General features: G+C 67.3%; 12 protein-coding genes. 5 read left to right on the top strand and 7 right to left on the bottom strand.

Annotated elements, in window-relative coordinates; all coding sequences use genetic code 11:
* Positions 1 to 202: 202 nt before the first annotated feature.
* Positions 203 to 484, bottom strand: coding sequence for a hypothetical protein (locus FAB82_RS13460; protein ID WP_136535053.1), 282 nt, complete (start codon positions 482 to 484; stop codon positions 203 to 205).
* The gene (locus FAB82_RS13455; RefSeq protein ID WP_136535052.1) at positions 477 to 797 is read right to left on the bottom strand and encodes a hypothetical protein; all 321 of its coding nucleotides are present in this window, start codon (positions 795 to 797) and stop codon (positions 477 to 479) included. Before FAB82_RS13455 ends, FAB82_RS13460 begins: the two co-directional genes overlap by 8 nt.
* A gap of 286 nt (positions 798 to 1,083) precedes the next feature.
* Here FAB82_RS13455 and FAB82_RS13450 point away from each other — a divergent pair, with 286 nt between their 5' ends.
* Together FAB82_RS13450 and FAB82_RS13445 are read left to right on the top strand one after the other, a co-directional pair.
* Complete coding sequence (locus tag FAB82_RS13450; protein WP_136535051.1) at positions 1,084 to 1,821, top strand: helix-turn-helix domain-containing protein; 738 nt, start codon at positions 1,084 to 1,086, stop codon at positions 1,819 to 1,821.
* Positions 1,818 to 2,063: a DUF397 domain-containing protein gene (locus tag FAB82_RS13445; protein ID WP_136535050.1), complete on the top strand. Its 246-nt coding sequence runs from the start codon at positions 1,818 to 1,820 to the stop codon at positions 2,061 to 2,063. The genes FAB82_RS13450 and FAB82_RS13445 overlap by 4 nt, the downstream gene beginning before the upstream one ends.
* A gap of 85 nt (positions 2,064 to 2,148) precedes the next feature.
* Here the strand turns inward: FAB82_RS13445 and FAB82_RS13440 are convergent, their stop codons facing one another.
* Both FAB82_RS13440 and FAB82_RS13435 read right to left on the bottom strand, forming a co-directional pair.
* On the bottom strand, positions 2,149 to 3,048 hold the full coding sequence (locus tag FAB82_RS13440; RefSeq protein WP_211116586.1) for a transglutaminase-like domain-containing protein: 900 nt from the start codon (positions 3,046 to 3,048) through the stop codon (positions 2,149 to 2,151).
* Positions 3,049 to 3,189: 141 nt separating this feature from the next.
* Positions 3,190 to 3,819: a TetR/AcrR family transcriptional regulator gene (locus FAB82_RS13435; RefSeq protein ID WP_136535048.1), complete on the bottom strand. Its 630-nt coding sequence runs from the start codon at positions 3,817 to 3,819 to the stop codon at positions 3,190 to 3,192.
* 69 nt (positions 3,820 to 3,888) lie between these two features.
* On the opposite strand from FAB82_RS13435, the gene FAB82_RS13430 reads away from it, so the two are divergent.
* Together FAB82_RS13430 and FAB82_RS13425 are read left to right on the top strand one after the other, a co-directional pair.
* A complete protein-coding gene (locus FAB82_RS13430) occupies positions 3,889 to 4,263 on the top strand; it encodes a DoxX family protein (RefSeq protein WP_136535047.1) in 375 nt (124 codons plus the stop codon).
* A 38-nt stretch (positions 4,264 to 4,301) separates the two neighbouring features.
* Positions 4,302 to 4,592: an antibiotic biosynthesis monooxygenase gene (locus FAB82_RS13425; RefSeq protein WP_136535046.1), complete on the top strand. Its 291-nt coding sequence runs from the start codon at positions 4,302 to 4,304 to the stop codon at positions 4,590 to 4,592.
* Between the two features lie 72 nt (positions 4,593 to 4,664).
* Here FAB82_RS13425 and FAB82_RS13420 read toward each other — a convergent pair whose 3' ends face one another.
* From FAB82_RS13420 to FAB82_RS13410, 3 genes are all read right to left on the bottom strand, one after another.
* Complete coding sequence (locus FAB82_RS13420; protein WP_136535045.1) at positions 4,665 to 5,666, bottom strand: TerC family protein; 1,002 nt, start codon at positions 5,664 to 5,666, stop codon at positions 4,665 to 4,667.
* 144 nt (positions 5,667 to 5,810) lie between these two features.
* A complete protein-coding gene (gene mfd / locus FAB82_RS13415; RefSeq protein WP_136535044.1) occupies positions 5,811 to 9,404 on the bottom strand; it encodes a transcription-repair coupling factor in 3,594 nt (1,197 codons plus the stop codon).
* Between the two features lie 207 nt (positions 9,405 to 9,611).
* Entirely contained in the window at positions 9,612 to 10,421 is an 810-nt protein-coding gene (locus FAB82_RS13410) for a metal-dependent hydrolase (RefSeq protein WP_211116585.1), read from the bottom strand.
* 190 nt (positions 10,422 to 10,611) lie between these two features.
* On the opposite strand from FAB82_RS13410, the gene FAB82_RS13405 reads away from it, so the two are divergent.
* The gene (locus FAB82_RS13405) at positions 10,612 to 11,469 is read left to right on the top strand and encodes an arylamine N-acetyltransferase family protein (protein WP_136535042.1); all 858 of its coding nucleotides are present in this window, start codon (positions 10,612 to 10,614) and stop codon (positions 11,467 to 11,469) included.

Genomic DNA, 11,469 nt, shown 5'->3' with positions numbered 1-11,469 from the left:
CCCGCACCGGCCCACCGAAGACCCCCACCCCGGCAACGAACAACCGCCACCCTCCACACCTCTCCATCGCTGATTCGTCTGAACCCCAAACGATGCGCACCCAGACAGCCAGCCGAATCGCCGCCTGGTACGAGCCTCCGCCGCGAGGGTTTATGTCGGACCCTCGTGGCACGGTTTTTGAACCGGGGGTCCAGATTTTTCGTTAGTTGTTCTCGGATTCGGCGATGAGCTTGCAGGCCTGTTCCTCTATCCATTGGCACCATTCGTCGTTGTTCCAGGCGCCGCGCCATCTGGTGGACTCGCCGGGCTTGTTCGAGAAGGTGCAGACCTCGTTGGGGCCGTTGCCGTCATCGCAGTCGACGCGGTAGCGGTTCGGAGCCGGGTGGCCGCTGATCTTGAAGATGGTGAAGGCGGCGGGGCCCCTTTTGAAAGATCCCATGCGGTGCTCCCCGCCGGGCGGAAGATCGAAGGCGGTCTTAGCCATTGAAGAACCGGACCTCTCCGCTCGGCGGGCGATTGCCGTTGTAGAAGGCCATGAACGCCTGGTCCTCAAACCAGCGCTGCCAGGTCTTCGAGGCCGTCCTCCACCCGTCCCCCCAGGATGCGTAGCGCATGCCGGTGGTCAGTCCCGAGACGACGAGGACGATTCCGAGCCGATCCCCGTCCAGGGTGGCTTGGAAGGAATCCGGGGCCTCATTGCTAGATGCGTGGACGGTGAAGACTCTTGCCCCGTCGCTGAATCGTCCCCGTTCCAATGGATCGGGCGCGGCGTGGCGCTTGGTCGGTGTTGAACTCATTGCTCGCTCTCCTCCCATCCGCTTCAGCGGATTCGAGTCGAGAGTAGGGAGTCAGCGGTCGACGGATCAAGGCGAAACACCTGGTAGGACAGGTGGCGGCGGTCTGGGTCAGACAGCCTGTGCCATAAGGAGATGGCAGTATGGGCCCCCAAACTGCCATATAGTTTCGGACCGCGTTGAAGGTTGCACAATGGGCGGTAATTGCGATACTGAGGTGATGTCGACAGTTTCGGAACTTCGTAGGCAAGTCGGCCGAGAGCTTGCAGCGCAGCGGGAATTGGCCGGAATGAACGTCACCGATCCCGAGGCGGCCGCCATCGCGGGTTCGACTCGGACCCTCAGACGCCTCGAAGAAGGCCAGCCCACCCGGCTGACCTTCGCGGTCATCGGAAGGCTCGCCGAACACTACGGCGCGCCGCGCCAGATCCGCTACGAGCTGGAACGCATTTGGCGCTTCGTGAACGACGCCATGTGGGCTCAGCCAAGCCACGCGGTCGAGAATTCAGGGTGGGATGCCTATTTGGAGTTCGAGCGACTGGCAGTTGGACTCGACAAGTTCGAGACCATGTTCGTTCCAGGTGCGCTCCAAAAGGAGGCCTACATTCGAGAAGTATTCAAGAGAGTTGGCATCGAAGAGCATCGGCTCCCAAACCTCGTCGCAGACAGGTTGAACCGACAGACTGATCTGATGCGCAGGCTCGACTCGATCCGGCTACGCTTCCTCATCAGTGAGGCAGTGCTCCGCAGCGGCTGCGACCAGGAACAGCTCACTCACATGCTCGAACTCGACGAGCATCCGAACGTGACTATCAAGTACCTGCCTCTGGCAGACGGGCCATATCCGCTGTTGAATGTGCCGTTCTCCGTACTATCCTTCAGGAACATCGAGGAGCCCAGCATCGTCTATCTGGAGAGCCCCTACGAGCGCCGGTTCTACGAGAACAGCGACGCCGTGGGCACGTACAGCCAGATCTTCGAGGGAGGGCTCCGACCAGCCAAGTCCCTGAAGGAGATCCAGCGATGAGCCAGGATGGGTGGCGCAAGTCGAGCCGGAGCCAAGGCGCCGAGAACAGCGCCTGCGTAGAACTGCGGGTCGCCCCGTGGCGCAAGTCGAGCCGGAGCCAGGGTCCGAACACCGACTGCGTGGAGGCTCGCCCGGCAGGCACCGGCTTCCAGGTTCGTGACAGCAAGCTTGCCGATGACTCCCCGATCTTCGACCTGAAGACCGCCGACTTCACTGCCCTGCTCCAGCAGTCCGAGCGTTAGACAAGCCCTACAACACATCTCGGCCTCCGCCGTACGGCGGGGGCCGCATCGCTCTCTCTGATTCAGTTGTCTCTGAACCGGATCTTCAGCCGCGAAGAAACACCGGCTCGTCATGGCCTCGATTGGCGTTTCGGACTGTCGCGGGAACGTGCAGCCGGTCGTCTTTGCGGTAGAGCGTCCGGGCGTCGGCGGCGGTCTCCGGATCGGCGGTAAGACCGGCCAGCTTGTCGAGCAGCGCAGTGAGATCGGCGTCGATCACGTCCTCCGGTTCGGGGATGGCGCCCCAGACGTCCCAGGGAAGCATCTCCATGTTGGATACCGCGGCCGCGTCGCGGATGAGGTTGGCGGCGATCCACCAGTCGCCGAACTCTTCAGTCATTTTGAGCCCGTAGCGGTTCGCATCGTCCTCGCCAGCGCGACAGCGTCGCCAGGCGAGGCCCGCGACGATGAACTGGTCTCGGGGCACGTCGGTCACGTCGAGGTCGATGCCGAACAGTTCGCGCTGGCGCTGGTCAACCTGAGCGTCCGTGAGAATCCAGCGGCTCTCGTCGGCGTTCCAGTACTCGGCGACCCAGTGGTCCTCATTGGTCGGTACCCCGAAGTACGCGCCGAATCCGCAGCGGGCGCGGGCCGATATGCCGTGGGCGCGAAGGGCGGCGACGGCGAAGACGGTGAAGTCGCGGCAGGTGCCGGCGACTCGTTCGGCCGGTTCGCGCCGGTCAGTGAGGGGTCGACCGTCGGCGAGGAGGCGGCCGATGACGTCCCCGATGGCCCGGAGGTTGGAGGTCTCGTTGTGGTCGGGACGGTGGTCGACTCCGTAGGCCCAGGTCAGGTGCTCGTGGATGAGGAGGCCGTGGAGCGAATCGAGGAGGTCGGGAATGTCGCTGGGCAGCGCGCGCAGGGCTTCGAGGTGACTTCCCGCGTCGGTGAACGGGCCGGGCCGGGTGTAGTAGGCGAGAGTGTCATCGGTGTCTGCGGTCGTCAAGGGTCGCTCCGTTCGCTGGGTACGGCGACGGTATCGCCGGGGTCTGACAGGGTGCGTCAGCACACCGCGCTGCTCCAGGAATCCGAGCGCTAGACAAGCCCGACAATGCATCTCGGCCCTCGCTGAAGGCGGGGCCGTTGCTCATTCACACAGCTCGGACCGCAGCAGCCCCAGCGTCCACCGCTGCCACTCCCCCTCGTCCCATCCTCGGTCGGCGACCATGACCTGGTAGAGCTCGGGGCTCAAGAGACCGAACATCCGGTCCGCCGCCTCCTCCACAGTCAGTGACTTCCTCGCACCCGGCTTCTCCAGGAATGCCGTAGCGGCCCTGGTGATCACCGTGTATCTCGGGTCCTCGGCCCGGTCCCACTCCGCTGCCAGCTCCTGGTCGGTCGCTGCGGCCGTCGCGATCACCTTCAGGATCGGGGCCACCCGGGCCAACACACCCGAGGTTCCCTCCACGAACCGCTCCAGCAGCTCCTGGCCCGTCTCGGCCTCGACCGCCTCCTGGAACCAGTCGCGGCCGAGGGTGGGGACGGGTTCGTCGTCGCCGGCGATGGTGACGTCGACCAGCTCTTTCACCAGGGTTCGCTTGTTGCCGAAGACGAAGTAGATGGTCTGCACCGCCACCCCGGCCTCGTCGGCGACGTCTTTGAGCGTGGTCGTCCCGTACCCGTGCTCCACGAAGAGCCGATGCGCGGCGTCGAGGATCTTCCGCCTGGTCAGCCTGGCCTTCTCGGCTCGCTTGCCTGTTCCCTTGACGATGGTCATGCCTAGAGTGTATAACTAGAGTCAAACACTAGTGATGAACTCTAGTGAAATTCGCATCGGAGACCCGCCATGAACACCACCCTTTGGATCGTCGCTTCGGTCCTCGCGCTCGCCTTCCTCTTCGCGGGGGCCCTGACCACCGTCCACGGCAAGGAAAAACTCAAGTCCAACGGCCTCGCCTGGGTCGAGGGCTTCCCCCTCGGGGCGGTCAAGACCATCGGCCTGCTGGAGATCCTGGGCGCGATCGGGCTGATCCTGCCCGCGCTCACCGGCATCGCGCCGGTGCTCGTCCCCTTGGCCGCCACCGGCATCGCCGTCCTTATGGTCGGCGCCGCCCTCACCCACGCCCGTCGCAAGGAGGGCAGCGCCATCGCCGTCAATGTCGTCCTGTTCGCGCTCGCCGCCTTCGTCGCCTGGGGCCGCTTCGGCTCCTACGCCTTCTGAAACCGCATCGAACCGATCACCACGCAAGGAGCATCGCCATGTCCGTCATCACCGTCACCCGTTTCACCGTCGCCCCCGAGAACGTCGAGGAGCTCCGCTCCCGGCACGCCGCGCTCGTCGCGGACGTCAAGGACACCGGGGCCGGCCTGGCCCGCGCCCAGTTCGGCCGTATCGACGAGACCAGCTACGTCGGCATCTGGCGCTGGGACTCCGCGGCCGACCTCCAGGCTGCCCGCGAGATCCCGCCCGCGCCCGAGGCAGCGAAGGCCGCGTTCTCGCTGGTCACCGACGCGACCGTGGACGAGATCCACGTGCTCGACGAGCTGTGACCTCCGAAAAAGACAAAACCGGCCCGCCACCGTTTCCGGTGGCGGGCCTCCGCGTTCAGGAGCGACGAACGGCTACTCGTTCGGCTCGTCCTGCTTCGGCTTGGCACTCAGCGAACCCGCGTGGGCCTTCGCTTCCGGGTTGGCCCGGGTCTTGAGGAGGCTGGCGACCGTCACGACGGCGAGAATGCCGAGGACCACGCCGAGCGAAAGCATTGTCGGGATCTCGGGGACCGAGTGGCTGATGTCGACGTGGAGCCAGTGCAGGATCAGCTTCGCGCCGATGAAGAGCAGGATCAGGGCGAGGCCCACCGAGAGGTAGACCAGGCGGTCGAGCAGGCCCTGCACCAGGAAGAACAGAGCCCGCAGACCGAGCAGCGCAAAGGCGTTGGCGGTGAAGACGATGAAGGCCTCGTCGGTGACGCCGAAGATCGCCGGGATCGAGTCGAGCGCGAACAGCAGGTCAACGCTGCCGATGGCGATGAGGACGATGAACAGCGGGGTGACCATGCGCTTGCCGTCGATCTTGGCGAAGAGCTTGCCGCCCACGTAGTCCTTGCTGACGGGCAGGAGGCGCTGGGCGCCCTTGACCATCAGGTTGTCCTCGATGTCCGGGTCCTCGTCCCGGTGGCGGAACAGTTGCACCGCCGTGTAGACCAGCAGCAGGCCGAACAGCAGGAACGTGAAGGAGAACAGGTCCAGCAGCGCGGCGCCCGCGAGGATGAAGATCGCGCGCATGATGAGCGCCAGCACGATGCCCCACGTCAGCACCTTGTGCTGACGCTTGTCGGGTACCGAGAAGGTGGCCATGATGATGACGAAGACGAAGAGGTTGTCGACCGACAGGCTCTTCTCGATGATGTAGCCCGCGAAGTACTCGGTCCCCGAGTCGCCGCCGTAGTACAGCCCGACCCAGACACCGAATGCGATCGCGACGAGGATGTAGAAGACCGACCAGGCGGTGGCCTCCTTGAAACCGACCTTGTGGGGCCGGATCGCGGCCATGACCAGGTCGATCACGAGCAGTGCGACGATGAGCCCGATCGTGCCGGCCCAGGCGAGAGCGGTGACGTGCATGCCTTCCTCCGTGTGAGTCGTGCACCTACCTCGGCGCGCGTCCGGAAAGATTAGCGTCTCGTCTGCTGCCAGTGAGACACCGCACTGACATCATGATCCAGAACATATTCATGTCCCGAAATGTCGGGGCACCGTAACGCCCCGTCATTCCCCTTTGGGCGCTTCGACTTCCGGAAGGACGTCGGTGATCAGGTCGGCGCACCACTGGAGCAGCGCCAGTCCGTCGATCGGCTTCCCGCCGATCTTGGACGTGGTCGGGCGCGGGACCGAGATGAGGCCCGCCGCCTCCTTGTAGTGCGCATCCGGGTAGTGCCTGCGCAGCCGCATCTGCTTCGAATCGGGAAGCTCGACGGTCGAGAAGCGGAGGTTCTTGCCCTGCAACGTGATGTCGGTCAGGCCGTGGCGGCGCGCCAGGAGCCGGAACCGGGCCAGGTGGAACAGGGTCTGCACCTGGTCGGGGGCCGGGCCGTAGCGGTCTTCCATCTCCTCGCGCACCTCGTCCAGCGCGGCGGCGTCGTGGACCTCGGAGATCTTGCGGTACATCTCAAGACGCAGGCGCTCGACCTCGATGTAGTCGACCGGGACGTTCGCGTCCAGCGGCAGCTCCACCTTGACCGGCGCCGGCGGCTCCTCTCCCCCGCCCTTGAACGACGTGACGGCCTCGCCGACCATGCGCAGGTACAGGTCGAAGCCGACGTCGGCGATGTGCCCGGACTGCTCGGCGCCGAGCAGGTTGCCGGCGCCGCGGATCTCCAGGTCCTTCATCGCCACGTACATGCCCGCGCCGAGCTCGGAGTGCTGCGCGATCGTCGCCAGGCGCTCGTGCGCCGTCTCCGACAGCGGCTGCTCCGGCGGGTACAGGAAGTAGGCGTAGGCCCGCTCGCGGCTGCGGCCGACGCGCCCCCGGATCTGGTGCAGCTGCGAGAGACCGAGCAGGTCGGCCCGCTCGACGATGAGGGTGTTGGCATTGGGGATGTCGATGCCGGACTCGATGATCGTGGTCGAGACGAGCACGTCGAACTCGCCCTCCCAGAAGCCCTGCATGATCTTCTCCAGCTGGCCCTCGCCCATCTTCCCGTGGGCCACCACGACCCTGGCCTCGGGCACGAGTTCGCGCAGGCGTGCCGCGGCCCGGTCGATCGACTCGACCCGGTTGTGCAGGTAGAACACCTGGCCGTCGCGCAGCAGCTCGCGCCGCATCGTGGCGGCGACCTGCCTGGCCTCCCAGGCGCCCACATACGTCAGCACCGGGTGGCGCTCCTCGGGCGGGGTGGCGATGGTCGACATCTCGCGGATCCCGGTCACCGCCATCTCCAGGGTGCGCGGGATCGGCGTCGCCGACATGGTGAGCACGTCCACCGAGGCCCGCAGGGCCTTCAGCTTCTCCTTGTGCTCCACGCCGAAGCGCTGCTCCTCGTCCACAATGATCAGACCCAGGTCCTTGAAGCGGGTCTCGGCCTGGAGCAGCCGGTGGGTCCCGACCAGGATGTCGACCTCGCCGGCGGCGATGCCCCGCTGGATCTCGGCGGCCTCGCGCGTGGACTGGAACCGCGAGAGCTGCTTGACGCGCACCGGGAACTGGCCCATGCGCTCGATGAACGTGTTGTAGTGCTGGCTCGCCAGGAGCGTGGTCGGCACCAGGACCGCGACCTGCTTGCCGTCCTGGACCGCCTTGAACGCCGCCCGCACCGCCACCTCGGTCTTGCCGTAGCCGACATCGCCCATCACCAGGCGGTCCATCGGCACCCGCGCCTCCATATCGGACTTGGTGTCGACGATCGCGGACATCTGGTCGGGCGTCTCGATGTAGGGGAAGGAATCCTCCAGCTCCCGCTGCCAGGGCGTGTCCGAGCTGAACGCGTGCCCCTCGGCGGCCTGGCGGGCCGCGTACAGCTGGATCAGCTCGGCGGCGATCTCGCGGACGGCCTTGCGGGCGCGGCGCTTCGTCTTCTGCCAGTCGGTCCCGCCGAGCTTGTGGACGGTCGGGGCCTCGCCGCCGACATAGCGGGTCAGCTGGTCGAGCGCGTCGGTCGGCACGAACAGCCGGTCGCCGGGCTGGCCGCGCTTGGAGGCCGCGTACTCGATGACGAGGTACTCGCGCTCGGCGCCGCCGATCGAGCGGCGCACCATCTCGATGTACTTGCCGACGCCGTGGGAGTCGTGGACGACGAAGTCGCCGGACCTGAGCTCGAGCGGATTGACCACGCCGCGCCGCTTGGCGGCCTTGCCCGCCCGGGGGCGTTGGGCCGCAAGGGCCTTGCCGCCGGCGATATCGGCGGCCGTGACGCACACCAGCTGCTCGGAGGCGAAGCCGAGCGTGAGCGTCCCGACGCAGGCGACGACCTCGCCGGGCACGAATGCCTCGGGCGGGTCGGCCAGGTGCGCGCCGATCCCGGCGGCCTTGAGCTGCTCGGCGGCCCGCTCGGAACCGCCGAGGGCCGGATAGACGACCGCGACGGCGCGACCGGCCTTCGTCCAGGACTTCATGTCCTCGATGAGCTTGGCCGAGTCCCCGTGGTAGCGCGGGGCCTCGGCGATGCCCAGGTCGACGGTGATGAAGTCGTCCGGAGCGACGTCGGACGGGGCCTCGCCGGTGATCGCCGCCAGCTCGGCAGCGACGGGGTCCAGGTCGGGGGCGGCGGCGAACGGGGAGACCGTCCACCAGCGCTGGCCGGCACCGAGCGCGACCGTGCGGGCGTCGGCCAGGTCGTGGAAGACCCCGGCGCCCAGGTCGACCGGCGCCTGGGCCCCGGCTGCCGCTGCGGCCCAAGAGGCTTCGAGGAATTCGTTCGAGGTGGCGACCAGGTCGGCGGCCCGCTTGCGAATGCGTTCGGGCTCGATCGCGATGACCAGCGCCGACTGCGGCAGGGTCTCGTTGAACAGCTCCAGGTGGTCGGCGCCGGCCAGGACGGGCAGGAGCGACTCCATGCCCTCGACGGGGATTCCCTCGCTGAGCTTGGCGCACATCTCGGCCAAGCCGGGGTGGCTCTGGCCGATCTCGGCGGCCTTGGCGCGGACATCGTCGGTCAGGAGCAGTTCGCGGCAGGCGACGGCGCGAAGTTCTGGGGCGGGGTCGAGCGAGCGCTGGTCTGCGACGGAGAACTCGCGGATCGCGTCGACCTCGTCGCCGAAGAATTCGAGCCGCAGCGGGTGCTGGGCGGTGGGCGGGAAGACGTCGAGGATGCCGCCGCGCACGGCGAACTCGCCGCGCTTCTCGACCAGGTCGACCCGCTCGTAGGCGAGGCCGTGGAGGCGCTCGGCGAGTTCGGTGAGATCGGTCTCGTCTCCGCGGCTCAGGTGGATGGGTTCGAGCGCACCGAGGCCCTTGAGCTGGGGCTGGAGGGCGCCGCGCACGGGGGTGACGATGACGCGCGGGACGTCGCCGGCGTGGATGCGGTGCAGCAGTTCGAGTCTGGCGCCGACGGTGTCGCTGCGGGGCGAGAGGCGTTCGTGCGGCAGGGTCTCCCAGGCCGGGTAGAGGGCGATGTCGCTCTCGGGGATGAAGGAGGCCAGGGACTCGGTGAGTTCTTCGGCCTCGCGGGTGGTGGCGGTGATAGCCAGGACCGGGCCGGTGGCGCCCCTTACGGCCTGGGCGAGGGCGAGCGGACGCGCGCCGGGGACGGCGATGAGGTCGACCGGGAGCGGTGAGTCCGCCGCGAGGTCGGCTACTCGGGCGAGCTTCGGTGCTGCCTGAGCGGCGGCCAGCAGGCCGTTGAGTTTCGGCTGCGCTTGCGGCATTGCATCCTCCGGGGCTGCGGGCACGACGACGGGCCGGATTCGAGCCCGATAGGCCCGCTTCCGGCGACCGGTCGAGTTTACCTCGGGGGTCCGACACCGCCGACAGGATTTCGGCGCGGCGCCTGAGCCTTCATATTCGTCAGCAGGGCGCCGCGCCTATCGCTGGCGGGGGGTGGAACTAGAAGATCGGGAGAACTACCGGACTCGTCAGGCGTTGCCGCGATCGAAGAGCAGCCACTGGACTTCGGGCAGGAAGTAGGCCATGCCGAGGACGGTCATCACGGTCAGCGCGGGCAGCAGGATGCGGTTCTCGACCTTGCCGCCGGCCGGGATGCCGCTGCCGCCGCCGATGTCGAACCAGTTCCGGCGCTTGATCGGGAGCGGGAAGAACAGCGGCGAGCCCATCTTGGTGATGATGTCGCCGAGGATGTGGATGAAGCAGCCGATGCCCATTGCCAGGCCCAGGATCCAATAGGAGCGGTTGGCGTCGAGCAGGTGGAACATGCCGTAGGCCATGGCCAGGGAGACGCCGGTGGTGACGAGCCAGCCGTGCTTCCTCACCGTCTCGCCCATGAGCCCGCGCACCGCGAGTCCGGTGAGGATGAACAGGATCGCGATGACGGCGTACTTGCCGACGTAGGCCCCGAGCAGTCCGGCGCCCACGCCCATGATGCCGGCGTGGAGGGCCGTGTGGGTGAAGGTGCGGTGGCCGTTCTTCCGCTTCTTATCCTTTTTGGACTTGGTGATCAGGTAGAACCAGTAGCAGAGCCGCTCGACCACCTCGGCGACCATGAGCGAGGCGACCCCGAAGGAGCGGGCCACAGTGGATCCACCCTTGTTCTCGGTCACCTTTCCGGCGCAGTCGATGTCGGGATACAGGGCGGCGCCGGCGCAGGCGACGGTGCCGACGGCGAGCTCCGCGGCGGTCTGGTCGATGTTGAAGACGGACGCGGCGACGGCCGAGCCCGCCAGCCACAGCGCGGCGCCGGACATGGCGTGGGTGGGGCCCATGACCATAGGAGGGTCTCCTTACAAGGGGGCGATTCCGGGGAGGGACAGTGCGGCAATGCGCACAGTGCGGCAATGCAATACGGGACTATGCCACACCGGGGCGACAAGTGGCATTGCGGCCGCGAGAGTTGTTCGCCCTCGCAACGCCTTTGACCGGGTCGGTCGTGCGGCCCGACTCGCGCGCTAGGGTCGGGGGGTGTTCGACTCCTCGCAGCTGGCGGCCTATCTGGAGCGGATCGGCCTCGCCACGCCCAGGCGCCCGACCCTCCACGCGCTACGGCGCCTGCACCGGGCGCACCACGACGCCCTCCCCTACGAAAACCTCGATGTCCAACTCGGACGGCGCATCCGGCTCGACGCGGACTCCCTGTTCGACAAGCTGGTGAAGCGCGGACGGGGCGGCTTCTGCTTCGAGCAGAACGGATTGCTCGCGCATGTCCTGGAGGCGCTGGGGTTCGATGTCCGGCGGGTCCGCGGCGCGGTCGCCCGCAAGACCGAGGGGGACCGCAACTGGCTCAACCACATGCCGCTGCTGGTCCGACTTCGCGAGGGCGAGTTCCTGGTCGACGCCGGGCTCGGCGCCGGCTTCGCCGATCCCCTGCCGCTGAGCGAGGGCAGCCACCGGGTGGGGGCCTTCAACTTCGGGCTGTGGCGGCTCGACGGGGGCCTGTGGCGCTGCACGCTCGACCCGCGCATTGTGGACCTGTCCTTCGACCTCGACCCCGCCCCGAGGCGGGCCGAGGACTTCGCCGAGAAGTGCCTGGAGCTGGAGACCTCGCCCGAGTCGGGATTCGTGAAGACCCTGACGGTGCAGCGTTCCGGCCTGAACTCGGTGACGGTCCTGCGGGCCCGGACCCTCTCGGTCTTCGATCCGACCCTGCCCGACGGCAAGTCGGTCCACGTGCTGGCCGACCAGACCGAGTTCGCCGAACTGCTGACCGTCGACTTCGGCCTGTCGCTCGACCTCGCCGACCTGGCCACGCTGTGGTCGAAGGCGGAGCGGCAGCACGAAAACAAACTCGCCGAGGACGCGCGGGCGCCCTCGGCGAGTTGA

It is taken from the genome of Glycomyces buryatensis (assembly GCF_004912275.1).
In the GTDB taxonomy this organism is placed as follows: domain Bacteria; phylum Actinomycetota; class Actinomycetes; order Mycobacteriales; family Micromonosporaceae; genus Glycomyces; species Glycomyces buryatensis.
The sequence above is the reverse complement of the archived record's forward strand: the minus strand, read 5'-3'. Positions and strand labels throughout refer to the sequence as shown.